Raw genomic sequence first — 25,049 nt, forward strand, 5'->3', positions numbered from 1 at the left:
CATAACGATGAAAAACATCGCTATAGCGCCAAATTTAAGGTAAATGCCTACGTTAGCGATGAAAAACATCGTTACAGAAGGAAGAAAACCCTTGCTGGCTGTACGTTTGAACCGTAGCATGTTCGGCACTTTGCAGCTAAGAGAGGGAATGGCTGTGGGCGGAAGAGCGTCATCCATTCCATTCAGGGAACAAATCTTTAACAGCGGCTGGAGCCCACAGACATCCCCGCCCCAACGCACCCAAGTCACAAACACGCACCCCAAAGGACGCCGCAAACGCTTTTCACAATTAACTGCCTATTAATTCATTAATTTTCCGATCCATTTCTTCCATCGAGAAGACGTTGATCACCTCGCGGACCACTCCATCCCTATCAATTAAATAACTGGTCGGAATAAACAAAAAGCGATAAGAATCAGAAACCTTCCCCTCCTTATCCAGCAAGACAGGAAACGTAAACCCATGCTCCTTAACAAATTTCTCCACATTCTTTATGCTATCGCCTTGCGTTACATTAACGGCATACAAGTCAAATTTACCTTTATATTTATCGTACAGCTTCACCAAATCAGGCGCTTCTTCTTCACAGGGTCCACACCAGGATGCCCAGAAATTAAGAAGCAGGGGCTTATCCCGGGGTCCGCCAACTGCATACTCAGTCCCGTCAAGACTTTTCAAGCTGAAGGATGGCGCTAGAAAATCTGCTTTTGGCGCTTGTTCCGTTGGCGTGCTCACATTTTTAGATCTATTTTGTATATTTTGGTAAACGGCGGTACCTACAAGTATGCATATTAATGCCAGTACCAGCAAGTTTTTTTTCACACTCATCACCCCTTCTCTCTATTATCCCCAAAAACCCTAAAATGCCAACATCGAAATTGTGAAACATATCGCAAACCATGTATGGTTATTTGCCAGTAGGGAAAAAGTAAGCGTACCATTGAAACAAAGGAGAGTCCACCCACCCATGGAAAAAATAAAAACTGGAAAGCTGACTATCGGCTTTGAGAGTGACATTCCTGATGCAAAATCAGATTCTAAGAAAAGTCGAAGCGGATCCAGCTCCAAGGACAACAAAGCCAAAGGACATATATGGGAATTCATGGCCATAGCCACAATCCCTCTGGTATTAGTATTAGGCAACTCCATGCTCGTTCCGATTTTGCCTCAGCTGCAATCCCAGCTTGGCATTAGCCGCTTCCAAAGCAGCCTGATCATCACTCTCTTCTCGATCACCGCAGGGCTCGTTATTCCTGTCTCAGGGTATCTGTCAGACCGTTTCACGCGGAAGTCGGTAATTATTCCTTCATTAATCATATACGGTGCTGCGGGCGTTCTGGCTGGTTTGGGGGCACTTTGGAAATCCTACTCGATCATTATTATTGCCAGAGCGATACAAGGCCTTGGAGCCGCGGGGACAGCGCCGATTGCCATGGCCCTCGTAGGAGATATGTATAAGGGTGCAATGGAAAGCAAAGCGCTTGGACTTACCGAGGCATCAAACGGAACCGGAAAGGTCGTCAGCCCTATTCTAGGCTCGCTATTTGCCTTGATTGTCTGGTATGCCCCATTCTTCGCCTTTCCTTTTTTCTGCCTGATCTCGCTGTTAGCTGTTCTTTTTTTAATCAAGGAACCACCTGCTAATAAAAAACCGCCCAAGCTCGGTCCCTATATGCAGCAAATCGGCCACATTCTGAAAGAGAAAGGCAACTGGCTGATTCCCTCTTTTTTCGCCGGCTCTCTTGCCCTCTTCATTTTGTTCGGTGTGTTGTTTTACTTGTCAGATATTCTAGAGGCTCCCCCATTCGAAATTCTTGGTGTAAAAAAAGGTATGGTCCTCGCTATCCCACTGCTGGGCATGGTCGTAACTTCCTATACAACGGGAGCATTTATCAAAAAAAATGGTACGCTGATGCGCTGGCTAATGAATATCGGGCTAATACTTATGACCGTCTCGCTTGCACTAACAATTTTCTTCCTGACGAATTTATATCTCCTGATTGGCCTGTTAACCATTAGTGGGATTGGGACAGGATTGCTGCTTCCCTGCTTAAATACAATGATCACAGGCTCAGTCGAAAAAGAACAGCGCGGTGCTATTACATCTCTATACAGCAGTTTGCGTTTCATAGGAGTCGCATTCGGACCGCCCATTTTTGGCTGGCTTATGAAAATATCGGATCAAACTGTGTTTATCACAGTCGCCTCTCTTGCCCTGCTTACATTGGCGATGGTATTTTTCTTCATTAAACCAAAAGGCGAAATTGCGTGAGACTTGTTGTTCGGGCTTGTTCCGGCTTGTTAAGATGTGTTATTGCTTGTTATAGGACCTGTGAAGCTTGTATACTAAACATCACTTATACCTATAGCAGGAGATGAGAAACCATGACGGTTTTAATCAATGCTGCTTTATATGAAGGGCTTTTACAGTATTGCAGCAGTAAGCTGCCAGAGGAAGCGTGCGGATTTATTACGGGCAATACTACCGGAGACGGGTACATGGCTGTTTCTTTTATACCGGTAACCAATATAGCCAGCAACTCAAAGGAGCATTTTGAAATGAGTCCTGTCGAACTAATCCCGATTCTGTATCGTCAAGCTGAAGCCGGAGATTCTATAATTGGCATGTTTCATTCCCACCCGCTCCAGGAAGCGGTGCCCTCATCAGAGGACTTGAATACGTTATGGCATACGCTGCCTACTTATTGGATCGTATCCTTATCGGATTCAACACAGCCGCTGCTGCACATATACACAATAAAAAAAGCCCCACTGCTCTCCATCCACAAACTGGCGTTTGTGATGAATCAGTGATGACTCAAAAGTGAATATAGATCACCTAAGGTATCTACATTTCTGGCTTTAATCTCCTCCATAAACCGCGACCAAAGCCTGGCTGTCATTAGTGAATCTTCCAATGCGTGATGCCTAAGCGTAACTTCTATATCCATAGCATCCAGCAGGGAATCCAACCCATAGCTTTTATGCTTGGGCATCAGCCATTTAGCTATCATTATCGTATCGAGCACCCTATGTGACAGGCTGATTCTGGAGGTTTTCCAAAGCGCAGCATTAAGAAAATTTTTATCATGTGCGGTTCCGTGAGCTACCAATATTTTTTGCTGAACAAATTCCAGAAATTCTCCAAGCACTAACATCAGATCAGGAGCAGACTCCGCCATTTCATTCGTGATACCTGTTAATTGCTCGATTTCCCCTGGAATATTCCGCTTCGGATTGACCGTGCTGTAATAAGTCCGATCTTCTAGAACTTCCCCGCCTCTAACGTGCACTGCTCCAAAAGAAATAATTTCATCTCCATTATAAGGTGAAAACCCGGTAGTTTCTAAATCAAAAACAACCAGTTCCATATCATGAAGAGCAATATCATATAATGAATTTTTCCGCTGATCCTTAAGCATAGACCGTATAAAGGCCATCTGCTGGGCGCTTTGTACGTTGAACATCGAAGTAATTGCCGGCGTAAGCCCGCCCATTTTGTAGAGCTGCCACATCCGGCCTGCAGGATGCATTTCCTTCATCCTTTCTCCCCCTTCACATGTTAGCCCGGTAATCATGCTATTTTTTTCCTATCTGTTCCTCCACAACTTTTCTTACATACTTTTGCAAAAATGCTCCCGCCCGCAAGCAAGCCTTCAGCTCCTGCCTTAGCTCCTTCGTTAATTGTCCGGCAACGAGCTTTCCCCGGGTTGTATATAAACCATCCTCGATTTGAGAGGGTGTCCTATTCCTAAGCTTTAAGGCAATATGAAAAGCATCTATCCATTCGTGTCCAGCTTCAATCGTTATGCGACCGCCTGTTATTAAATGATCAAGACGCTCCAGCGTAGAAGACTCCCAAACTCCTGCTTGAATAGCTAAAAGACGTACACCGTTGACTATCGGAATATATGCTCCATACTTGATATCGAACCCGCCAGCATCCTCCCCATATCTTTCCGTGATAAGCTGGCCAAAGAAACCTAAGGAAATGGGATGATGCAGCGTGTTCGACAACAAAGCCTGGAGAATTGCAGGGTGCTGTCTTACATATTCAAACAGTTGCTTTTTCAACCCGGCAATCAAGCTTGCCTCTCCATACACACATCGCATATCCACCATAATTAAGACATAACGGACATTTTCCCATACCGGCTCCTGAAGCCATTCCAGCATCATGCTTTCATATTCGGAGTAAGGCTTTCGCCACTGCTTATTGCTGGAAACCACCTCACCTTGACAAGGTGGATAGCCCAGCATATCAAGGCCATTCAAAATATAGGAACTCAGCTTTTCGAAATATTCCTCTATGCGCAGTCTATCTTCTTTCAAAACGGGATCGGCAAAAATGCAGCCATTGTCCTGATCACTCCAGAGCGTTTGTTCTTTACGCCCCCCGCTTCCGAACAGCATAAAGGCGTAGGGAACCGGCGGCAGCCCCCAGCCATGCCCTACCATTTGCTTTTCTGACAAGAAGATAGCATGTTTGATCAAGCCATCATGAATATCATTGATTTGCTCCTGCAGCTCGGGAGAATAAGACAAAAGGAGATGCTCTTGAAACATCTCGTGAACTTGATCTCGAATCGAACGCAGCTCATCGAACCCTTCAGTCTGATTTATGCGTTCCAAGACTTTTTCCACAGAGAGATGATTCATGTTGCATCCCCTTCGCTCTCTTTTGCCTATTGTGAAGGCTTATTTACTGAGAAAGACTGTTGTTCCCTGATTTTTTCATTTGCTCCGGGTATCCGTAAGAGCCATGCTCCGACAAATCCAGTCCGATAATTTCTTCCTCTTCCGTAACGCGGAGTCCGACTACCGCTTTAATAATCATCAATACGATATAGGACAGAACAAGCACGAAAGCTAGTGCGCCAAATACGCCTAAGGCTTGCACTCCAAGCTGATGAAATCCGCCTCCGTAGAACAATCCCGCGCCACCAACACCCGCTTTTTCAGCAAGCTCAGGCGTTGCGAACAGGCCAGTGGAAAGTGTGCCCCAGATACCTGCAATACCGTGAACCGAAAAGGCATAAATCGGATCGTCAATACCTGCTCTTTCAAACCATTGTGCAGTAAAGAATGTGATAATACCAGCAATTGCACCGATAACTATAGCAGCCCAAGCATCTACAAAGGCACAAGCGGCGGTAATTGCTACTAATGCTGCCAATACACCATTTAACATGCTAGGAATATCCGCTTTGCCAAAATACATCCAGGAAACAATCAGTGCTGCAACCGCACCTGCCGCCGCTGCCATATTCGTCGTCATTGCAATATATCCGAAATAACCATCACCCATTGCGCTAAGCGTACTTCCCGGATTAAATCCGAACCAGCCGATCCAAAGAATAAACACACCCAGAACAGACAATACCTGATTATGACCCGGAATCAAATTTGGGGTTTTATCTTTGTTATATTTACCAAGACGAGGCTTCAATAACAACGTTGCTACCAAAGCTGCCGTCGCTCCTTGAAGATGAACAACTGTTGATCCTGCAAAATCCTGCATACCTAATTTACTTAACCAGCCACCGCCCCATACCCAGTGGGCAACAATCGGATAAATCACGATCGTAAAGAGCAGTCCGAAAATAAAGTATACGGGAAGCTTCGCTCTCTCTGCAAATCCGCCAAAAGCAATAGCCAGTGACACACCAGCAAAAGCAAGCTGGAATAAAAACTTAATGCCAATCGGAACATCTGAACCCGACAACGCTCCGAAAGCCCGTTGAGCCTGATCCTCCAGACCTGTTACAAAAAAGCCCGTCGTTCCAAAGAAGCTGTTACCATCGCCGAAAGCCAAACCAAAACCAAAAGCCCAGAATGCAATCGCACAAATTCCAAAGGTCAAAACTGTCTTACCGGCCACATGTCCGGCGTTCTTCATTCTAGTAGATCCTGCTTCTAATAAAGCAAAACCAGCTTGCATAAAAATAACCAGTATAGCTGCAAGCATGACCCAGACCGCATTAATCGCACCTTGAAGCTGAACCGGAGTGGCATCATCAGCAAATGCTAATGTCGGAAATAACAAGACCATGAAAGAAAAAGCTGCCAATAATTTTTTACCCATACGATCTCCCCCTTTCAATGTCATGTTTTATGACACATTATGAAATTCTTAATGTCATTATATACAGGATGAGCAACTTTGACAATAGAGTTTTTCAGAAATAGCTCTCATCTGGCAAATACCTGACATGAACATTTACTTAGCAATCCATTATCACATCAATTTATATTCGAAAAAAGCACAGAAGAGTATATAGAGAGTCGTGTTTAGAGGAGATTTCCTAGCGGGCGCAGGCGCCGGGGATGAACAGCGCGTGAAGTTTGAGAAGGGATTTGCTTGTTTAGCGATGTTTTTCATCGTTAAAAGCACCGGGTCATGTCCGCATCCTTATTTTAACAATGAAAAACATCGTTAAAATCCCTTTTCACCATCCAAAGAGGGCATTCACCTCCTTTTAGCGATGAAAATCATCATTAACGCGCCGGATTACCTAGGAAAAATTACTTTAACGATCAAAAAATCAAACATATTCACTCCAGGCTTCGCACCAAAAACTTAAATGCTAATTACACCACAAAAAATACAAAAGTATTACGTTTGACTGTATGGTTTGATATCAGGTATCATAATTGATATAGATTCAGATTCAATCGGATTGAAAGCTTACATAAACTAGGGGAGTAGAGGTGATTGCGATGGGGGATATTAAGCTCTTTAAAATTGGAGAATTGGCCCGTCTTGCCGATATTAGCCCACGAACCATTGATTACTACACCAAGATGGGTTTATTGGAGCCAGAGAAACGCTCGGACACTAATTACAGGTTCTACAGCGATGAAACTTTAACTAGGCTCAAACGTATTGAAAGTATGAAGAAAGAGAAGTATACCCTAGAAGAAATAAAAGTTAGCCTGGAGCAGTGGAGTAAAATCTCCCGTGATGATGTTGTGACAGATAAACTCACATCTTTACAGCTCCACCTTGAACAGTTGGCCAAAGAAGCACAAGAGCTTGGGCCGATCCTTGAAAAATTAAAGCCCAGTCAACTAAAAAAGCTCAGTAAAATGCTTACACAACCAACGGCAGCTTGCATAGAGGCTTTATTGCTTCTTCTGGGGAAAGGTCCTTTCACTTAAAATTATTTATTGGAGGGAAATCAGCATGCATCCTATGGATTTCTTAATCATTGCCGCCTTCAGCCTTTCCTTATGGGCCTCCTTCAGAGTCAAAGGAACCTTTACCCGCTGGTCACAGGTTCCCATCCATTCCGGCATGACAGGATATCAAGCAGCAAGAAGAATGCTCGATATGAACGGACTTTACGATGTAGCAGTTGAAGCTATTCCGGGAACACTATCCGATCACTACGATCCGATCGCCCGTGTAGTCCGTTTATCCGAACCAGTTTATCATCACAGCTCCGTATCAGCCGTTTCAGTTGCTTGCCACGAAGTTGGGCATGCCATTCAACACAAGGTTCACTATCCTATGCTCGTTACAAGGCACAAAATGTTTCCAGTCGCCAACTTCGCTTCCGGCGTAGCTCCTATATTGATCATTGCCAGCTTTTTCTTCTCAAGCGTTCCTTATTTACTAGGTTTAGGCATTATTTTATTCTCCGCTGCAGTAGCCTTTCAACTCGTTACATTGCCCGTGGAGTTTAACGCAAGCTCCAGAGCGCGTGAACTGATGTTGAAGGAAGGCTTTATCCATCAAGAGGAAGCCAAAGGCGTCGCCAAGGTACTCAATGCCGCTGCATTAACTTATGTTGCCGCAGCCCTTATATCGGTGCTTACACTACTTAAATACATTATGATTTTTAACGACCGCAGATAACATGAATTTCTCAACAAAAAGCTTCCCCTGCATAATAACTGCAGAGGAAGCTTTTTTTATTATCAGATACAGTTTTATTACATAAACCTATTTACTCCCCCCGCGCTTTGCTTGGAAATATTCGATTAAAAACCGCCGAAAAACTTCAGCAACCAGCGGCAGTTGATCTCCTCTTCTGCGAATCAAACCAACCGTACGCGTAACCCGCGGCTCGGTCACCCTCACTTTAGCCGGCTGCAGCATGCTGATTTCGGTGAGCGCCATCTCCGGGAGCAAGCTGACCCCCATCCCCGCGGCCACCAAACCACGAACCGTATCTGTTTCCTCACCTTCAAATTCGATTTTCGGGATAAATCCAGCCTTTTGGCAGGCAGACATAACAATAGTCCGAAGGGAATACTCTTCACTAAACACCACGAACGACTCATCCTTCAGCTGCTCAAGACGTATGGAGTTATAATCAGCCAAAATATGATCCGCCGGCAGAATTGCAAAAAGCTCCTCAGTCAATAAGATTTCACCCACAACCTGCTCATGCGACTCCGGAAACGGAGAAATAAAAGCCAGATCAATTTCCCCCTTGGTAATATCCCGAATTAAGCTGTTATAGGTTCCCTGGCGCAGCCTGAACTTAACATTAGGATGGTCCTTCTTAAAGGATGCCACGACGGATGGCAGCAAATTAAGCACAACGCTATGAGGAAAACCGATCCGAATCTCCCCGGCCTCAGGATCGGAAAATTCATGAATTTCAATTACCGCCCGTTCTAAATCTGTGAGAATACCTTCGATCCGATCCAAAAATAATCTGCCCACAGATGTAAGATGAAGATTCCGCCCTTTTTGAACAAATAAATGAACACCCAATTCTTCCTCAAGAAGACGAATCTGCCGGCTTACCGCCGACTGAGCCACGTGCAGCTCTTGCGCAGCCTGAGTCACATGCTGCTTCCTCGCCACTTTAACAAAATAATGTAACTGCCTTAATTCCACTACTAAGCCCCCTTATATACATAAAGCACCCGACAATAATTATAGCCTTGCCAAGCCGATTGGACAACAAACCTGGGAAAGGATTATAATGAAAAGGATTAATTCTATACATTTCAACGAAATATGAGGAGGAATTAAGGAATATGTCTCAAGAACGCACAAATGTTGCCACATTCAAAGGCAATCCCATTACTTTAGTTGGACCGGAAATAAAAGTTGGCGACAAAGCACCTGATTTCACCGTAAATCTTAATTTGGTAACAGACGCTTCCCTTGCCGACTATGCAGGCAAAGTGAAACTGATCAGTGTTGTTCCTTCACTGGATACAGGCGTATGTGATGCTCAAACCCGCCGTTTTAACGAAGAAGCAGCCAACCTTGGCGACAATGTAGTCATTTTAACCGTCAGCGTAGATCTTCCATTCGCACAAGCACGCTGGTGTGGAGCTGCAGGCGTAGATAAAGTAGTTACGCTCTCCGACTACAAAAGCAAATCCTTCGGACAAGCTTATGGGGTATTGATTAAAGAATTACAGCTTGATATGCGCGCCATTTTCGTAATTGACACTAACGACACCGTTCAATACGTTGAATACTTGTCCGAAATGACAAATGCTCCTGATTTTGAAAAAGCAATTGCAGCTGTTAAAAACCTGCTGTAATCCGTAAAAATTATTGCAAGCATTTACATATTCGCTGGTTAACAGCCAGATTTTCCCTATGTTAAAAAAACAGCAAGGAGGCATAGCTTCCCTGCTGTTTCTTTAATTGTTTATTTTGTAAGGCGCGAGCTTCCTGTCCAACTGCTTATAAATATCCAGAACGGTTCGGTAATTAGAACCCAGATCCCCCAATGATCCTCTAGACGCTGAGTAAATATCTACTGCTGATTTCAATGGATTAATTGAGAACAGGGTTAATGTAATATCTTGAGTCCGCCCCATCATCGTTCTTCTCTCAGCTACGATTTCACCCACATTTTTCACTTCATGCAGCAGCTTATAGCCTGGTGTTTTTTTGAGAACGGCTGTAACCTCGTCCCAAAGTTCGTCTTTCGAAAGCTTGTAGTACCTAGTTTTCAGTAATGGATCCTTCGCCTTCTCCCCGGTTTGCTCGTGGCTGCGCAGCAATCCGATTAATGTTCTTTTCAGCAAAAGCCTTTTCCCCCTTCGATGAAGTGCATAGACTGCTTGCTATTTCTACACTATTCTTTATCTTACCATTGTTTTCGCCCAAGAAAAAGAGGAAAACTAAAAAGAGTTCGAAAACATTTCACAAATGAAATGTTTTGCATAAAGCAGGAAATCGTTGCCAGACTGCGAATATATAAGTCAACAATCTTTGTATATCCACTAAACAAAGAAAACATACCCTTCTACAGTAGAGGAGTTAAGCACATGGTTTATTTTCTTGGCGTTGATTTGGGCACTTCTGCAGTCAAATGTATTCTCGTCGATGAGACAGGCTCTGTCCTCGACAGCCAAAGCGCTGCATATCCACTGCTGCAGCCCCATCCGGGCTGGGCGGAGCAGCATCCTGAGGATTGGTGGCAAGCCACTATTCAAGCCATCCGGCTGCTCATGGAGCAAACAAGTGTAAGCAGCTCGGACGTTGCAGGCATAGGCTTCTCCGGTCAAATGCACGGATCGGTATTTCTTGACAGCAAGCAGGAGGTCATCCGCCCTGCCCTCTTATGGTGCGACCAGCGCACAGCCGAGCAGTGCGCTGCTATTGAGGCGGCCGTTGGCAAGGATGAGCTCGGCCGGCTCACCGGCAACCGGTCGCTCACCGGCTTCACGGCGCCCAAGCTGCTGTGGCTGCGGCAGCACGAGCCGCAGTACTATGCGCGCCTTCGGCACCTGCTGCTGCCGAAGGACTACGTCAGGCTGCGCCTGACGGGCGAGCTCGGCATGGACATGGCCGATGCCAGCGGCACGCTGCTGCTGGACGTCGCCCGCCGCCGCTGGTCTCAAACCGTAGCGGAGCGGCTGTCCATTCCTATGGAATGGCTGCCTCCGCTGTTTGAGTCCGGCCAGGTGGCCGGCCGGCTGCAGCCGGAAGCGGCACGCCTGACCGGGCTCGCCGCAGGCACACCCGTCGTCGCCGGTGGCGGCGACCAAGCTTGCGGCGCCGTCGGCGTCGGCGTTGTGCGCCAAGGCATAGCCTCTGTGGCGCTTGGCACTTCGGGCGTCGTCTTCGTCCATGACGACGCTTATCAGGTGGATGAAGCGTACCGGCTTCATTCCTTCTGCCATGGGGTGCCTGGTAAGTGGCACCGTATGGGTGTGATGCTGGCCGCCGGAGGCTCGCTTCAGTGGTGGAAGAACCACTTTGCTCACGAGGAGCTGGAGCGTGCCCAGCAGGAAGGCCTAGATGTCTATGAGCTCTTGACATCTTTGGCGGAGACCGCTCCCCTCGGCAGCGAAGGCTTATTATTCCTGCCTTATTTAACCGGGGAGCGAACCCCCCATCCCGATCCGAAAGCCCGCGGCGCTTTTATCGGATTGAACCTGCGGCACGGCAAGGCTCATCTGACTCGTGCCGTGCTGGAGGGCATTACCTTCGGACTACGCGATTCGCTCGAGCTCATGAAGGAATCCGGCATCGAAATCAAGGAGCTGCGCGTAAATGGCGGCGGCGCAAAAAGCGCCTTTTGGCGCCAGTTGATCGCCGACATTTTCGGCATCCCGGTTGTGACCGTCAACTCCACCGAAGGACCTGCTTATGGTGCTGCAATTATGGCTGCTTCGGGTGTTCTGGGCAAGGATATTATCGATATCTGTGACGCATGGATCAAAGAAGTAGACCGCACCCAGCCACGTTTAGAGCTTTACGAAAATTATGAGGCTTATTATCAAATTTTCCGAAGCTTGTATGGAACCCTACAGACATCCTTCCATAAGCTGAGCGACTTAGCTCAGTAAAGTACCTAATCTAGGTAACAGTCACACGTAATGGTTATGTATAGTGGTTATACGTAATGGTCATATACAACGAATCGTACTCAATAAATCGTACTCAAAAATTCGCACAATAAAAAGCTCGCATCTCTAGAAAAGAGAATGCAAGCTTTTTTTCATATTCAGTATGCCTATTAGAGCAGCTTAGAGCAGCCTATCTACAAATGATTTTCTATAATTGATTTAAATCTTCTTCGGTTTTCACTACTGTCTTTGTTTCTGCTTCTGCTTCTTCTTCTTCATTCAGAAAAGGCTTGTTAGGCAAATAATGAATCGTCTGGATGTAACGGATTGTTTTTGTTTTGGCTCTCATCACAAGAGAATGGGTTTCAGCCCGTTCTCCCGATAAATAGCGTACTCCCTTAAGAAAACTTCCGGTAGTCACGCCAGTAGCAGCAAAAATAACATCATCCTTACCAACCATATCGTCCATCGTCAGCACCTTGTACGGGTCTTTAACGCCCATATCGATGCAGCGCTGATATTCCTGAGCATTAGTCGGCATAAGCCTTCCCTGCAGCTCTCCACCCAAGCAGCGCAAAGCTGCGGCGGCCAAAACGCCTTCAGGCGCTCCACCCGAACCAACAAAAAGATCAATACCGCTTTCCGGCATAGCTGGTGCGATAGCTCCAGCAACGTCACCATCACTCAGAAACTTAATCCGCACTCCAACCTTACGAAGCGCCTTAACTAAAGAATCATGACGTTCACGATCCAGCAGCATTACTGTCAATTCATTTAAATGCTTACCAAGTGTTTTGGCTGCAATCTTCACGGTATCTTCAATAGGATCTGCAATGCTCACTTTACCTACCAATTCAGGACCAACCGCAAGCTTCTCCATATACATGTCTGGAGCATGAAGCAAGTTCCCCTTATTGGCAATGGCCAGAACCGATATCGCATTATCCAGTCCTTGCGCAACAATGTTCGTGCCTTCCAAAGGATCGACGGCAACATCTACCTCCGGACCTTGTAAGTTCCCCAACTGCTCACCAATGTAAAGCATCGGAGCCTCGTCCATTTCGCCTTCACCGATGACTACCGTACCTTTAACGGACACGGAATCGAACATCACGCGCATCGCTCTTGTCGCGGCATCGTCCGCTTCATTTTTCTTACCGCGACCCACCCATTTGGATGCAGCGAGTGCAGCAAGCTCAGTTACCCTGATAACCTCTAAGGCAAGTTCCCTCTCCATTCACAGCCTCCTAGAAACATATTTAAGAAGCCTTTACAGGCTTCAGTCTTGATGGTTTACTTAAAAACCTTTTTGATTTGCTTGATTCCAATCATCTGTGAACTTTTGAATACCTGCATCTGTAAGCGGGTGCTTCATCATGGACTCAATAATTTTATAAGGAATTGTCGCAATATGAGCCCCAAGCAGTGCTGCTTCTATAACATGTGCCGAGTGACGCACACTTGCAGAAATAATCTGTGATTCTATGCTGTGCACTTGAAAGATTTGGCTGATTTCTTGAATCAAGTTCATTCCAACCTGATTAATATCATCCAAACGGCCGATAAAAGGAGACACGTATGTAGCTCCGGCACGCGCTGCCAAAAGTGCCTGTGTCGATGTGAAAATAAGGGTAACATTTGTTTTGATGCCTAAGGATGTAAATATTTTCGTTGCTTTCAATCCTTCAGCGGTCATCGGAACCTTAATAACGATGCCCTCTCCCAAAGCGGCGAGCTTTTTCCCCTGCTCCACCATCTCAGGCGCCTCTAAAGCTACAACCTCAGCACTGATTGGGATATTCCCAACAATCGCAACGATTTCTTTAAGTGTCTCAAAAAAATCCCTGCCCTCTTTAGCAACAAGAGAAGGATTTGTCGTAATACCGGAAATCACCCCAAGCTCGAATGCTTGCTGAATTTCGCTTACATTGGCCGTATCAATAAAAAGTTTCAACGTTCCCACCATCACTTTCATATTTTTTCACTATAACCTTATCAAATCTTCGCAAAAAGTACAACTTCCTATGTACAAAAAGAACTTGTTTACTGTCAAAAAGACACAAAAAAACCCGCATATGCCGTCCGATTTTCGCGTTTCAAACCCGCTCTCGCAGGTGGGTGTCCGCAGAATCGCTTTTGAAGTCCCCTTTCGAGGGCATTTCATCGTCAATTCAATGTAGGTCTCCCTAGAAACAGTCATTGGTTCAAAACAACTTAAAATCGTAACGAACATCGCAGGATTCATTTGTATGTATCTTATTATAATACCCCCGGCAGTCTTTTTCAACTGGCAGGTGCTGCAAATTAAAAACAACACTCTATAGATGGCAGGGTTAAGCTCTGCCCTGCGCTTTATTCTTTGTGTTTGCTTAAGCTGATTGTTGTTTCCACATCATTGTTGCGATCATCATCTCCGCCATTTTCTTTTGATGCTTCTTCATCAGCCAAACGCTGTTTCTCTTCCAGCTTCTGCTGCTTGAGTTGCAATTTCTGAAAGCTGCGGTGAAACTGCCAGAATGAAAATGTAGCTGCGATGCTTCCCATAAAAAAAGGAATAAGAAACGTAAACTTAAACAAACTGATATACACAATCACACCGTTGCATACTATTAATACAACAGAGTTAATCGGATTTCCAATGGTAAGCAAGATAGAGTTTTTAACTATTTGTAAAATCTTCATATGAAGATGTACCATGATGGAGAAGAAATTAAACAAAGCAGCCGAGATTACAAAGGTAAAAACAATGAAGAGCACAGATAAAAGCTTCAGGGTGTTGCCTTGTGATAAATAGAAGCGATAGTTTACAAAGATAATGACAAAAACGAGAATAAAGATAATCCCGCCGATCATACTTTGTAAGTAGTTTTCTTTGTAGCCGCGGAAAAACGTTTTAAATAGAGGAACATCCTCTTCATTAGTCACCCATTTCCTAGCCACAACAAACATCGCAGATGTCGCTGGAAACAATGTAAACGGACACAAAATAGCTATCAGCGGCAAGCTCGATAAGAGCACCCCTTCTTCTTGGCTGGTTAATGCCAGCAAGGCCAATAAAAATACTGGCACTGAACAAAGGACCCACAGCACGTTAATTACCGATAAACGCATAATCCATTCCGAGATCCTGTAAAATCCACCCATTACACCCTTAAACTCCAAAACTATGCCCTCCTCATGATCTGTTAATCATTATTATAGCTTATTTTCCAGCTGATAGGTAGCTAGCCTTTCCATCGGCCATTTCCCCACATTCATTAAGCAAAAAAGACGAAGATCGATTAAGATCCTCGTCTTGAATGCAAGCCAGCAAATTAATTGTTAACCATAGTTTCTTCGTTCTTGCGAGGCGCTTTGGAACGATCACGGTTCCCGCTGTTGTAATCACGACCCCTGGAAGAGGAAGAAGATGAAGATGAGCTCCGTCCTTCGCTGCTGCCATAATCTCTGGAGTCTTTACGCGGATAACGGGAGTTAGAGCTTGACGAAGAGCCATAGCTCGAACGGTCATTTCTCCGGTCACCGGAGCTGCTTGAACCATAACCGCCGCCAACACGTCTGCCTGAGCTGCGAACGTCGAATTTTTTCTTTCTTGCACGCATTGGCTCTTCCGGAGTAAGCTCGATTTGCACTTCTTTCTTTTCTCCAGTAAGAATTTTCAGCGCTGCAGCAAGTAAATTCACAGAATCATACTGCTCTAGCAATTGAATAGCTACACCTTTGAATTCACTGTGCTCATCAGCCTGGAGGGCATCAGTAATGCGCTCAGCTGTCATTTTTTGCTTGCCTTCAATAGCTTCTGTTACACTTGGCAAAGGTTTTTTGGTAATTTTATGACGTGTAACTTTCTCAATGAAATGAAGGTGATCAATTTCTCTTGGTGTTACGAACGTCCATGCAGTTCCTTGTTTACCTGCGCGGCCAGTACGACCGATACGGTGAACATAACTTTCCGGATCCTGAGGAAGATCGAAATTGATAACGTGAGTTACACCTGAAACATCGAGTCCTCTCGCTGCAACATCTGTCGCTACCAATACATCAATGCTGCCATCACGGAATTTTCTCATTACATTATCACGTTGATTTTGCGAAAGGTCGCCATGCAAGCCCTCAGCTGCGTAGCCTCTTTTTTGCAATGCTTCTGCAAGCTCATCAACACGGCGTTTCGTCCGTCCAAAAATAATCGCAAGATCAGGTGATTCCATATCGATCAAACGGCTTAAAGCTTCGAATTTCTGCTTTTCGTTCAGCTCAATGTAAGCTTGGTCAATCAATGGAGCACTAATGTGCTTAGGAATTACAGATACATGCTCAGGGTTGCGCAGGAACTGCTGTGCAAGCTTCTGAATGTTAGCCGGCATTGTAGCGGAGAAGAGCATAGTGTGACGCTCTGCAGGAACCAGCTTAAGGATGGTTTGGATGTCATCCATAAAGCCCATATCCAGCATTTCATCTGCTTCATCCAATACTACAGTTTGCACATCATCAAGCTTAATCGTTTTGCGGTTAATATGATCCAGCAAGCGTCCCGGTGTTCCAATGATAATTTGTGGCTTTTTCTTCAAGGCACGGATTTGCTTCACGATATCTTGACCGCCATAAATAGGTAATGAGCGAATGCCCTTGAAACGTCCAAGCTTTCCGATCTCTTCTGCAACTTGGATGGCAAGTTCCCGTGTAGGACACATAATCAGTGAAACAATTCGATCCTCTGACATGTTGATTTTATGAATTAACGGCACACCGAAAGCGGCGGTTTTACCGGTTCCTGTCTGCGCTTGGCCGATTAAATCACGGCCCTCCATAGCAAGCGGAATGGTTATTTCCTGAATCGGTGTCGATTCTTCAAATCCCATCTCCGTAATTGCCCGTAAAATCTTTGGTTCTAATCCAAATTCTTGAAATGTTTTCAATCTATCCAATCTCCTTTTGTACAGGGCAGGCTAATGCCTTGTGTCTTTTTTACCCTTAAGTACGACTTTCTATCCGTTTCTATAGTATTCCTTGTGGAATAGTCTTTCGATTCACAAAAACCATTATCCAAACGGCCGCCCTTAAGAATATCTTGAATATTATATCACAGTTCACTCATACATTTCCAGTGGCATCCACAATATCACAAACAATAATCTTATTATTAGCAAAACAGAAGTAATCAACAGTGCCTAATTGTGGAAAATCAAAATCAGGCATTACTTTCCACGCAAAAAATAAAACTGTCCCTTCAAAAGATTTGAAATTATGATATAATGGAATTTGTAAGCTTCATAGTTCTGGTTACATCGTATTTGTTCAGGCGTAGGTCTTTTTCTAATCTTCTGATTGGAAGGGTGATGCTTGTGGAGACAGTGAAATTATCCAGGATTGTGATGAAATTATCGCCGCAGTTGTACCCATTTCTTACCAGCAGCGAACTGAATTCCGAAATTGTCCTGCAGTACGGGATAGAAGCACTTCAGGCTCAAGACGTTATGGAAATCATTCAATTTAGTATTTCAGAGCATCAGAAGGACGCCCTTTTTCATTAAAGGGTGTTTTTTTTGTTTACTTATCCAGCATGAAAGCTGTTTTGATTTATACCACACAATCCCTTAACTCGAAAATATCGAAAAATATTCTTGTTAGGCCATTTTCTACTGTATATTTTGTAATAAAGTCGTGGTATGATGGATAGCATAAGACAACATAATATGGAGGTGTTTGGAATGGGTGCTTTTACTCCGTGGCATTTTATACTAATAGCAGTTGTTGCGCTTTTGCTGTTCGGACCTAGTAAGCTACCTGAGCTCGGACGCAGCTTCGGCAAGATGCTCAGAGAGTTCAAAGATGCTACTACCAGCAGTTCTTCTAAAGATGATGTTCCTGTCCGCAAAGAGCTTCAAGAAAAATAAAAGCTGTTTATAATAAACGTAGACAACCCCCTCGAAAACCTGGTTCTCGAGGGGGTTTTTTTGCTCTTTTTCCCGGGATCGTTTGCGTGTGAATCTGACACTGTCTGGCAAATCTCTACAAAATACCTATGTGCTTCCTCTTAGACTTGTTCTATAATGGTTAGATAGCTAATAGAAATGGGTAGATAGTTAATAGACAAGAAAGGTAAGGAGAGGAACTCATACACATGGAAATATTACTTGCTTCGCTAATGATGATCTGGGGAAACTTAACAGCGTCAAACCCGGACGCAAGCTTTGAACAGCTTATCCAGGCATCCTTGGACGCCAAAAACGCCATTGTTCAAACTGACCCCGTAAAGGAAGTTGATCCCTTAATTCCTGTAAACAAGATGGACCCGCAGAAAGATGCTCCCGTTGTTAAAGGTATTTACGTCACAGCTTATAGCGCCAACGGCAGCCGCATGAAGACCCTGCTTCAATTACTTGATGACACAGAGCTAAATTCAATGGTCATTGATGTCAAGGATGATCGAGGCTATATTACCTGGAAAACCGGCAATCCAGAGCTCGAAGCAATGGATACGACTGAAAAGATAATTGCCGATATGCCACTGCTTATGAAAACACTGAATGAGCATAAGATTTATCCGATTGCGAGAATAGTAGTTTTCAAGGATACGGTGCTAGCCAAGAAGAATCCCGAATACTCCTTTGTCAACCCTGACGGCAGCGTGTGGAATAATGGAAAAAAACCACCTGACAGCTTTGTAAACCCTTATGTGAAAGAAGTTTGGGATTACAATATCAAGGTGGCAAAAGAAGCAGTAAAAGCAGGCTTCAAAGAAATTCAATTTGACTATGTCAGGTTTCCGGAAGGCTTCGAGAAAAGAGCCGATATCCTCAAATACAAAAAAGACGAACGGTCTCGTATTGATGCCGTAGCCGGGTTTGTCAAATATGCTAAAGAAGAGCTTCAGCCTCTTGGAGCAAGAGTCTCTGTAGATATTTTCGGCTATGCCGCTTCTGTTCCTGCTGCTGAGGGCATTGGTCAGGACTTTGTCAAAATATCACAAAATGTCGACGTTATCAGTGCTATGATTTACCCGAGCCATTACAGCACTGGCTGGTTCGATTCCAAAGTACCGGACGCTGCACCTTATGCCACAATTAATGGCGCATCTATCGACACTCACAAAAAATTAGAAAGTCTGGAGAAAAACGGACTCAAGCCAATTATCCGCCCCTGGATTCAAGATTTCACAGCTTCTTGGGTCAAAGGATATATCAAGTATGGCAAGCATGAATTGGATGAACAAATTAGAGCACTCAAAGATAACGGCGTCGATGAATATTTATTGTGGAATGCCAACAATAATTACACCCCTGGAGTATCGTATAAGTAAAGTGCTGGAAACTTAAAACCCCTTGTTTAGTTAGTCCGAATGGAACTAACTAAACAGGGGGTTTTCATTTCCTCAAATTTATGATGACTCTATTAAACCTTTATTGGGATAATCGCTGAGCCAGCTCGTACAGCTCTCTGTTGAACGGACGTTTAGTACTCACTACCTGATGAATGTCTGTAGCAACCAGCTCGCCATTGATCACACCGCAGCCCTTCGAGGAATCTCCTTCTATTAATCTGCGTACAGCAAAATCGCCTAAGCGGCTGGCCAGAATCCGATCATTATGTGTCGGAGTACCACCACGCTGAATATGCCCAAGCACGGTAACACGTGGATCAATGCCAATACGTTCTGTGATTTGCTTGGAAATATCTTCTCCCCGGCCGACACCCTCTGAAATCAGAATGATACTGTGACGCTTGCCATGAGCAAAGTTATCCCGCATCCGGGAAGCCACTTCATCGATGTCATAATCGATTTCCGGCACAAGAATCGTTTCAGCTCCGCTGGCAAGTCCTGCGTAAAGAGCAATCTCTCCACAATGACGACCCATTACTTCTACGATTGACGAGCGCTCGTGCGAAGTCATTGTATCGCGCAATTTATTTATGGCATCGACGCAAATGCTAACCGCTGTGTCAAAGCCTATTGTGAAATCAGTAAAAGGAATATCATTATCGATAGTTCCAGGCAATCCCATCGTTCTAATCCCCAATTTGCTTAACTTGCTGGCACCTTGGTAAGAACCGTCCCCACCGATAACGACAAGTCCGCCGATTCCTCTTCTGCGCAGGTTTTCCGCTGCCAGCTCCTGCCCTTCAGGCGTCATGAACTCCTTGCAGCGTGCTGTTTGGAGAATCGTTCCGCCTCTTTGAATAATATCTCCAACACTCCGCAAATCCATTTGGCGAAGATCATCATGAATGAGTCCATAGTAGCCGCGTTGAACGGCATATACTTCGAGTCCATGAAATAAAGCGCTACGTACCACAGCCCGGACAGCTGCATTCATCCCCTGTGAGTCACCGCCGCTAGTTAATACTGCAATTGATTTTATGTCTGACATTTAGTTTCCTCCCTGGATTTCATAAAACCGGCTTCCGTGCAAAAGGAGATACACAGAGCAGTTTAATTTGGTTTTACATTTGGTATTAAATATTGATTTACCAAGCCCATATTCATGAAGTCTTTCGTATATACATACTATTCAACCAAAAGAAGATCCGGGTAAGCGGACTGTTTTTCATAAGCCTTTTGGACACCTGCCTGACCTGCTTTTGACTCCTTACCTTCGGATCAGATAAATAAAGCGCAAGTAAGCCTTCAATAATCATACGATGAAATCGTGTATGTTCCAAGCATAAAATTTTGGTTCGTGCTTGCTCAACCACAAAGGCAAGCCGCTCCACAGTGTGATCCTTGCTATCATAATAACTGCAGAAATTCAGGTCTCCGCCAGCTATATCCTCGTCCTGGTCAATCAAATAATCCAGCAAAATATGCAGTCCGCATACGTATGGAAAGTAGGCATCCCTGATTTTTTCCACTTCAGCTGTTGAAAGCACAGGAAAGCTTGCCGCCAGAAAAAGCATAAACATGCCTAAGGTTGAGCCCGTCGCTGCCGCGAATTCATACCAGGCTAACTGAGGAGACAGCTCTTTGTGCTTCTCCCACCAGCTTTGGAGTTCCTTTTCCCTCTGGCTCTTGTGGATATGCTTATAAACCTGAAGATCACAATACAGCCCTACCCATTCACGGACCAGCTTCTCAACCCTTGAATAGGACGGAAGCAGACATAAGCAGGACTGGCATGTTTTGACCAGCTCATTTAAATACCCCGCATCATCCGACTCCTGTCTGAAAGCATAATAATCCTGCAAGGGAGCGGATGGGTCTACCGCGTCGAGCATCGATTGATGCAATCTGCGAAAATCCCTTGGATCCAAGGAAGTACTCCGGTCACATAGGTTGTCTAAATAATCACTGATCGTTTGGAAAGCTACAATCAGTGGAATAATCACATGTCGCATAGACAAATTACCTGAGGCATATACAGCGCCACCTTCACAATGGAACTGTTTGCTGGCTATACTATCTAGTGCCTGTTTCCTTAATTCCAAATCTGGAATACTTGCGGCTGCTTCTCTCCAAAGCTGCAACTGGCTTCTCACATCTGGCAATACATAGCGGTAAACACGGTACATGAGTCTGACAGGACCCATAGATACAGATCTCTTACTGCTGCTCAATCGCTTCAATAAGCCTTCCTCCACAACCCTGCTCATAGCAATAATCGAGAATAAGCTTTATTTCAAACCGCTGGATGTGACGAAGCCATTCATCAGCTTTGGCATGCTGCACATCCATCAGCTGCAGCTCAACTGCATCGACAAATACCGCAGCATTCCATGCCGGATAAGAAACAAGCGCCTCCAGCTTGCTGCGCAGCGCATCATTATTCACTTCGGTTAAATCCTGCAATGACAAATAGTTTCTCAGACAGGTGACAAGCTGTGTGGAAATAGGATGCTGGCCGCCATCAGAGAACCAATACTTCGCATTGCTGAAATCACCTTCCATCCGGTGCATCAGACCATGTAAATAGCTTCCCGTGCGGCTGGTGATCTCCTGTGAAATGCTGTGGGATTTATCGAGGCTCTCATTGCATAGAAACAGACCTGCCTTGAAGGCTAAGCCAGCATTCTCTTTCTCCTTGGCTCCCAACGCTGCGCCTGTTTTTGTTCCCGGTTCAATGGAATCGACCATTTGGATGAAGGGTAGTGCCAGCGCCTCTATCCGATTGTCCATGGCTGGATCCCACACATCCGCGGGATTTAAAGCCGGTAAATACGTGATCAATGGCTTCACTATCGTTTGCAGCCAATCCGCTTGCTCATCTGCTTTGTACACTCCAACCATTCCTTCCGCAATTTCTTTTCTGCGTTATATACAAGCAAGCACCCTCTATTGATGAAGCTTCTCATCCACTTCTTGATTGACTCGAAACCACAGGTGCAGATCGTTTATCGTACTGGCCAGATCGGCAATATCAGAATTTAATTGGCAGGAAGCCGGGAAGTCATCCTCCCGATCCAGTTGGGACTGTTTGCTTCTAATAGCAGCCTCCAATTTGTGAATCCGGTCGGGTATTCGGCCTCTGATCTGTTCCCAGCGAAACAAGATGTCGGCACGCTCATGCAGGGAGTATTCCTCCCATTGATGCTTCATAACGGGCAGTTCAATTCCGAGCCTTTCATCAAGCTGAAAAAAATATCTCAAGCGCTTACCTCCAAACTATGTACGGCTTATCTTAACAATGTATCATTTCATGACGCTCTCTTCCAGCTTAAATTGTATGTCTGATTCATAATTATCTGGTATACTTAACTAATGTTTAAGCAGGTAGAGCCCTAGGAGATGTGAAGATGTCGGTAAAAATACGAACTAATCCCGTTTCTTTTAAGCAGCTGTGCTTCTTTTTTCTGCCACTTGGAATCTCGGCCACTCTGGTTACTTTATCGCATGTCATCATTAACAGTACGTTGGCCAGATCGGCAAATCCCGAGCTGATTATCGCCAGCTATGCGCTGCCAATGAGCCTGCTTGCCATCACAGAGAAACCAGCCATCTTACTCAGGCAAACATGCTCTGCGCTAGTAAGAGACCGCAAATCTTTCCGCGCCATGGCCGCTGTCAGCACCTATGTATTTACTAGCATAACACTTTTGGGCTTAATCATCTCCTACACGCCGGTCGGAAAGCTGCTGTTTTTATACTTTTTCGGCGTTGAGGCAGAGCTGCTGGACCCTATTATCAAGGTGTATCGCATTTTAATGTTCGTCAGCTTGTTTTCCGGGATCCGCTGTTTATTTCATGGTATTATCATTTACAACCTGCTAACCAAATGGTTAACGATAGGCATGCTTATCAGGCTTTTGGCGATGTACAGCCTCTCCCTCTATTTCATACATACGGATCAAGTAAAGACCGCAGAAGTAGGAGCGATTATTTTTCTGGTTGGAATGATGATTGAAGCTGCAGTAAGCGTTTGGGAAGGAAGATCCCTGCTCAAAAAAGTGATTCCAGAAAAAATGCCAGGGCATCCGATCGAGACTAAACGGCAGGTTTTGCAATTTTATAAGCCTATGCTGTATTCTTCCTTTATTGCCGTAATTGTAGGTCCTGCAATCAACGCCATGCTCGGTAAAACGGTGGATATTCACTTGGCGATCGCTTCGTTCGCTATTGCAGGCAGCCTTACACAGCTTGTTATCAGCTTTTTTTCGTATATGCACCAGATTGTCTTGAATTTCTATCCCAAAGACGCAAAAACCGTTCAGCGCTTCGCCTTAATGCTTGGATTCATTCCAGGAGTCTTAATTGCTATTCTCGGATATACCTCCCTAGGGCCATGGTTTATGATGAATGTGATGGGCGTAAATAATGAGCTTATGCAGGCAAGCCTTAGTACCCTTAGGGTCTTCATGATATTGACTTTCGTGTTCCCATGGCTGGATTTCACAAATGGTATTATTATGCTCAGGGGACAAACTAAGGTTATGATTAAATCACAGGCTGCTAATGTTATTGTGACCTTAACCACTTTGATTCTTACGGTTTGGTTGACACCTGGCTGGAATGGTATGATTGGAGCGCTCGCCCAGTCACTTGGCAGCTTTGCCGAGCTCTGCGTCGTGCTTTATGTGCTGTATGCCTCCTCTTCTTCTAAAGAACGCCTGGTAGGACAGCGCTAATTTCTGATAGAAATCGAGTGATGCGGTAAATGAGTGATCGAAATAGTACATGGCTGCTTAAAGGCTTTAGCTTCTCCAATTATATGACAATGGGCATTATCGTTTCCTTTTTCCCGCTTTACTTCGATTACAAAGGATATTCCAAGCTGCAAATCGGTATGCTCTATTCCATTGGTCCCTTAATCGGTATTTGTTCCAACCTGTTCTGGGGTATTCTCAGTGATAAATATCAAACTATTAAGAAAATCATGATCATCCTGCTGCTCGGCCAGTTTATTACGGCCGTTCTTGTTTTTAATACTGATTTATTTACTTTATTGTATGTGTTTTTGGGCATGTTCTTCTTTTTTCAGCAGCCTATCAATTCACTCAATGACTCTCAACTGATGCTCAAAGGGAAACAAACAGGCACAAGCTATGCCTCCTATCGGGTCTGGGGCTCGATTGGATTTGCTTTCTCAGCTGGCTTCTTCGGCTGGCTGCTTAAATTGAACGGCACGGGTATTACACCCATCCTATGTCTGAGTACGATACTCCTCACCTTCTCACTTGCATTGCTGCTCAAGGATGTACAGCGTGGCCAGAAGAAGATGGAATTCGGCGGCTTCATCAACATTATCCGTTCCGGGAAATTTCTTTGGTTTCTGTTTTTAATCGTCATTCTCTCTATCTCGCATCGCTTTAACGACGGTTTTTTGGCACTTTATATGAGACAGCTTGGAGCCTCTGACAGCCTTATCGGTTATTCCTGGATGATTTCTGCTTTAAGCGAAATCCCTATATTTTTTCTGCTCAGCACATTCGGTCAACGCTTCAGGGAGCTGCCGCTGCTTGCTTTTGCAAGCTTGGCGTACGCGGTCCGTTTTTGCATGATGAGCTTCGTACACAATCCGGTATGGATCATATATATCCAAATGATGCACAGCATAACCTTCGGTATCTTCTTATTTACAGCGATGAGATATATTCAACAAACGATTCCTGATGAATATCGGGCTTCGGGACAAGCCATTTTTGTGATCACATGGTCTAGCGTGGCCGGACTGATTAGCGGAACTATGGGGGGGTGGATTTTCGATGTTTGGAGCGGACAAACCGCTTATCTGATCGTATCCATGCTGTCACTGGCTGCAAGTATAGGATTTTTAGCTACTCATTTACTGCAAAAGCAAGAAAGTCTCACTTAATATTTTATAAGATTAGGAGGGTGAGG

At 44.8% G+C, this 25,049-nt stretch carries 25 protein-coding genes and 1 other RNA gene; 11 read left to right on the top strand and 15 right to left on the bottom strand.

Translation table 11 applies throughout. The features are described 5' to 3' along the window. Positions 1-289: 289 nt before the first annotated feature. Complete coding sequence (locus J2Z66_RS04070; RefSeq protein ID WP_209970076.1) at positions 290-829, bottom strand: TlpA family protein disulfide reductase; 540 nt, start codon at positions 827-829, stop codon at positions 290-292. Positions 830-968: 139 nt separating this feature from the next. Here J2Z66_RS04070 and J2Z66_RS04075 point away from each other — a divergent pair, with 139 nt between their 5' ends. Then, positions 969-2,273 (top strand): MFS transporter, encoded by a 1,305-nt coding sequence (locus tag J2Z66_RS04075; protein ID WP_209970077.1) that lies wholly within the window; start codon positions 969-971, stop codon positions 2,271-2,273. 113 nt (positions 2,274-2,386) lie between these two features. Next, positions 2,387-2,815, top strand: a complete 429-nt coding sequence (locus tag J2Z66_RS04080) for a M67 family metallopeptidase (protein WP_209970078.1) — start codon at positions 2,387-2,389, stop codon at positions 2,813-2,815. On the opposite strand, the gene J2Z66_RS04085 is transcribed toward J2Z66_RS04080, so the two are convergent. The 3 genes from J2Z66_RS04085 to J2Z66_RS04095 are packed head-to-tail and all read right to left on the bottom strand — an operon-like array spanning position 2,809 to position 6,086. Then, entirely contained in the window at positions 2,809-3,543 is a 735-nt protein-coding gene (locus J2Z66_RS04085; protein ID WP_209970079.1) for an exonuclease domain-containing protein, read from the bottom strand. The genes J2Z66_RS04080 and J2Z66_RS04085 overlap by 7 nt on opposite strands. Positions 3,544-3,580: 37 nt before the next feature. Then, a complete protein-coding gene (locus tag J2Z66_RS04090; protein ID WP_209970080.1) occupies positions 3,581-4,660 on the bottom strand; it encodes a DUF294 nucleotidyltransferase-like domain-containing protein in 1,080 nt (359 codons plus the stop codon). A gap of 43 nt (positions 4,661-4,703) precedes the next feature. Beyond that, complete coding sequence (locus J2Z66_RS04095) at positions 4,704-6,086, bottom strand: ammonium transporter (RefSeq protein WP_209970081.1); 1,383 nt, start codon at positions 6,084-6,086, stop codon at positions 4,704-4,706. Between the two features lie 635 nt (positions 6,087-6,721). On the opposite strand from J2Z66_RS04095, the gene J2Z66_RS04100 reads away from it, so the two are divergent. Together J2Z66_RS04100 and J2Z66_RS04105 are read left to right on the top strand one after the other, a co-directional pair. Then, positions 6,722-7,162: a MerR family transcriptional regulator gene (locus J2Z66_RS04100; protein ID WP_209970321.1), complete on the top strand. Its 441-nt coding sequence runs from the start codon at positions 6,722-6,724 to the stop codon at positions 7,160-7,162. Positions 7,163-7,181: 19 nt separating this feature from the next. Further along, positions 7,182-7,862 (top strand): zinc metallopeptidase, encoded by a 681-nt coding sequence (locus J2Z66_RS04105; RefSeq protein WP_209970322.1) that lies wholly within the window; start codon positions 7,182-7,184, stop codon positions 7,860-7,862. Positions 7,863-7,949: 87 nt separating this feature from the next. On the opposite strand, the gene gltC is transcribed toward J2Z66_RS04105, so the two are convergent. Continuing rightward, positions 7,950-8,855, bottom strand: a complete 906-nt coding sequence (gltC, locus tag J2Z66_RS04110) for a glutamate biosynthesis transcriptional regulator GltC (protein ID WP_209970082.1) — start codon at positions 8,853-8,855, stop codon at positions 7,950-7,952. Between the two features lie 143 nt (positions 8,856-8,998). On the opposite strand from gltC, the gene tpx reads away from it, so the two are divergent. Next, positions 8,999-9,517, top strand: coding sequence for a thiol peroxidase (gene tpx / locus J2Z66_RS04115; RefSeq protein WP_209970083.1), 519 nt, complete (start codon positions 8,999-9,001; stop codon positions 9,515-9,517). 102 nt (positions 9,518-9,619) lie between these two features. On the opposite strand, the gene J2Z66_RS04120 is transcribed toward tpx, so the two are convergent. Then, positions 9,620-10,009, bottom strand: coding sequence for a DUF1499 domain-containing protein (locus J2Z66_RS04120; protein WP_209970084.1), 390 nt, complete (start codon positions 10,007-10,009; stop codon positions 9,620-9,622). A gap of 243 nt (positions 10,010-10,252) precedes the next feature. Between J2Z66_RS04120 and xylB the strand changes: the two genes are divergently transcribed. After that, positions 10,253-11,779 (top strand): xylulokinase, encoded by a 1,527-nt coding sequence (gene xylB, locus J2Z66_RS04125; RefSeq protein ID WP_209970085.1) that lies wholly within the window; start codon positions 10,253-10,255, stop codon positions 11,777-11,779. A 208-nt stretch (positions 11,780-11,987) separates the two neighbouring features. On the opposite strand, the gene glpX is transcribed toward xylB, so the two are convergent. From glpX to cshA, 5 genes are all read right to left on the bottom strand, one after another. Next, positions 11,988-13,016 (bottom strand): class II fructose-bisphosphatase, encoded by a 1,029-nt coding sequence (glpX, locus tag J2Z66_RS04130; RefSeq protein WP_209970086.1) that lies wholly within the window; start codon positions 13,014-13,016, stop codon positions 11,988-11,990. Positions 13,017-13,076: 60 nt separating this feature from the next. Continuing rightward, positions 13,077-13,733, bottom strand: a complete 657-nt coding sequence (fsa, locus tag J2Z66_RS04135) for a fructose-6-phosphate aldolase (protein ID WP_209970087.1) — start codon at positions 13,731-13,733, stop codon at positions 13,077-13,079. A gap of 108 nt (positions 13,734-13,841) precedes the next feature. After that, positions 13,842-14,023: non-coding RNA, 6S RNA (gene ssrS / locus J2Z66_RS04140), on the bottom strand. A 108-nt stretch (positions 14,024-14,131) separates the two neighbouring features. Further along, positions 14,132-14,941 (bottom strand): YesL family protein, encoded by an 810-nt coding sequence (locus J2Z66_RS04145; RefSeq protein ID WP_209970088.1) that lies wholly within the window; start codon positions 14,939-14,941, stop codon positions 14,132-14,134. Between the two features lie 152 nt (positions 14,942-15,093). Further along, complete coding sequence (cshA, locus tag J2Z66_RS04150) at positions 15,094-16,695, bottom strand: degradosome RNA helicase CshA (protein WP_209970089.1); 1,602 nt, start codon at positions 16,693-16,695, stop codon at positions 15,094-15,096. 420 nt (positions 16,696-17,115) lie between these two features. Here cshA and J2Z66_RS04155 point away from each other — a divergent pair, with 420 nt between their 5' ends. From J2Z66_RS04155 to J2Z66_RS04165, 3 genes are all read left to right on the top strand, one after another. After that, entirely contained in the window at positions 17,116-17,310 is a 195-nt protein-coding gene (locus J2Z66_RS04155) for a hypothetical protein (protein ID WP_209970090.1), read from the top strand. A 177-nt stretch (positions 17,311-17,487) separates the two neighbouring features. Continuing rightward, complete coding sequence (locus J2Z66_RS04160; protein ID WP_209970091.1) at positions 17,488-17,673, top strand: twin-arginine translocase TatA/TatE family subunit; 186 nt, start codon at positions 17,488-17,490, stop codon at positions 17,671-17,673. Positions 17,674-17,900: 227 nt separating this feature from the next. After that, positions 17,901-19,079 (top strand): putative glycoside hydrolase, encoded by a 1,179-nt coding sequence (locus J2Z66_RS04165; RefSeq protein WP_209970092.1) that lies wholly within the window; start codon positions 17,901-17,903, stop codon positions 19,077-19,079. Positions 19,080-19,179: 100 nt separating this feature from the next. Here J2Z66_RS04165 and pfkA read toward each other — a convergent pair whose 3' ends face one another. The 4 genes from pfkA to J2Z66_RS04185 form a co-directional block, all read right to left on the bottom strand. Further along, on the bottom strand, positions 19,180-20,148 hold the full coding sequence (gene pfkA / locus J2Z66_RS04170) for a 6-phosphofructokinase (RefSeq protein WP_209970093.1): 969 nt from the start codon (positions 20,146-20,148) through the stop codon (positions 19,180-19,182). Between the two features lie 112 nt (positions 20,149-20,260). Continuing rightward, positions 20,261-21,286: a tetraprenyl-beta-curcumene synthase family protein gene (locus J2Z66_RS04175; RefSeq protein ID WP_209970323.1), complete on the bottom strand. Its 1,026-nt coding sequence runs from the start codon at positions 21,284-21,286 to the stop codon at positions 20,261-20,263. Between the two features lie 31 nt (positions 21,287-21,317). Further along, on the bottom strand, positions 21,318-21,992 hold the full coding sequence (locus J2Z66_RS04180; protein WP_209970094.1) for a hypothetical protein: 675 nt from the start codon (positions 21,990-21,992) through the stop codon (positions 21,318-21,320). 54 nt (positions 21,993-22,046) lie between these two features. Beyond that, positions 22,047-22,361: a hypothetical protein gene (locus J2Z66_RS04185; protein ID WP_209970095.1), complete on the bottom strand. Its 315-nt coding sequence runs from the start codon at positions 22,359-22,361 to the stop codon at positions 22,047-22,049. A gap of 146 nt (positions 22,362-22,507) precedes the next feature. On the opposite strand from J2Z66_RS04185, the gene J2Z66_RS04190 reads away from it, so the two are divergent. After that, positions 22,508-23,836, top strand: a complete 1,329-nt coding sequence (locus J2Z66_RS04190; RefSeq protein ID WP_209970096.1) for an MATE family efflux transporter — start codon at positions 22,508-22,510, stop codon at positions 23,834-23,836. 29 nt (positions 23,837-23,865) lie between these two features. Then, the gene (locus J2Z66_RS04195; RefSeq protein ID WP_209970097.1) at positions 23,866-25,023 is read left to right on the top strand and encodes an MFS transporter; all 1,158 of its coding nucleotides are present in this window, start codon (positions 23,866-23,868) and stop codon (positions 25,021-25,023) included. The last annotated feature ends 26 nt before the right edge of the window (positions 25,024-25,049 follow it).

It is taken from the genome of Paenibacillus eucommiae (assembly GCF_017874215.1).
Lineage (GTDB): Bacteria > Bacillota > Bacilli > Paenibacillales > NBRC-103111 > Paenibacillus_AI > Paenibacillus_AI eucommiae.

Bases quoted from the DNA above. Each gene is read 5' to 3' on its own strand.
- J2Z66_RS04070 (WP_209970076.1), bottom strand. From the start codon at position 829: ATGAGTGTGAAAAAAAACTTGCTGGTACTGGCATTAATATGCATACTT.
- J2Z66_RS04075 (WP_209970077.1), top strand. From the start codon at position 969: ATGGAAAAAATAAAAACTGGAAAGCTGACTATCGGCTTTGAGAGTGAC.
- J2Z66_RS04080 (WP_209970078.1), top strand. From the start codon at position 2,387: ATGACGGTTTTAATCAATGCTGCTTTATATGAAGGGCTTTTACAGTAT.
- J2Z66_RS04085 (WP_209970079.1), bottom strand. From the start codon at position 3,543: ATGAAGGAAATGCATCCTGCAGGCCGGATGTGGCAGCTCTACAAAATG.
- J2Z66_RS04090 (WP_209970080.1), bottom strand. From the start codon at position 4,660: ATGAATCATCTCTCTGTGGAAAAAGTCTTGGAACGCATAAATCAGACT.
- J2Z66_RS04095 (WP_209970081.1), bottom strand. From the start codon at position 6,086: ATGGGTAAAAAATTATTGGCAGCTTTTTCTTTCATGGTCTTGTTATTT.
- J2Z66_RS04100 (WP_209970321.1), top strand. From the start codon at position 6,722: ATGGGGGATATTAAGCTCTTTAAAATTGGAGAATTGGCCCGTCTTGCC.
- tpx (WP_209970083.1), top strand. From the start codon at position 8,999: ATGTCTCAAGAACGCACAAATGTTGCCACATTCAAAGGCAATCCCATT.
- xylB (WP_209970085.1), top strand. From the start codon at position 10,253: ATGGTTTATTTTCTTGGCGTTGATTTGGGCACTTCTGCAGTCAAATGT.
- glpX (WP_209970086.1), bottom strand. From the start codon at position 13,016: ATGGAGAGGGAACTTGCCTTAGAGGTTATCAGGGTAACTGAGCTTGCT.
- J2Z66_RS04155 (WP_209970090.1), top strand. From the start codon at position 17,116: ATGCTTGTGGAGACAGTGAAATTATCCAGGATTGTGATGAAATTATCG.
- J2Z66_RS04160 (WP_209970091.1), top strand. From the start codon at position 17,488: ATGGGTGCTTTTACTCCGTGGCATTTTATACTAATAGCAGTTGTTGCG.
- J2Z66_RS04165 (WP_209970092.1), top strand. From the start codon at position 17,901: ATGGAAATATTACTTGCTTCGCTAATGATGATCTGGGGAAACTTAACA.
- pfkA (WP_209970093.1), bottom strand. From the start codon at position 20,148: ATGTCAGACATAAAATCAATTGCAGTATTAACTAGCGGCGGTGACTCA.
- J2Z66_RS04175 (WP_209970323.1), bottom strand. From the start codon at position 21,286: ATGTACCGTGTTTACCGCTATGTATTGCCAGATGTGAGAAGCCAGTTG.
- J2Z66_RS04190 (WP_209970096.1), top strand. From the start codon at position 22,508: ATGTCGGTAAAAATACGAACTAATCCCGTTTCTTTTAAGCAGCTGTGC.
- J2Z66_RS04195 (WP_209970097.1), top strand. From the start codon at position 23,866: ATGAGTGATCGAAATAGTACATGGCTGCTTAAAGGCTTTAGCTTCTCC.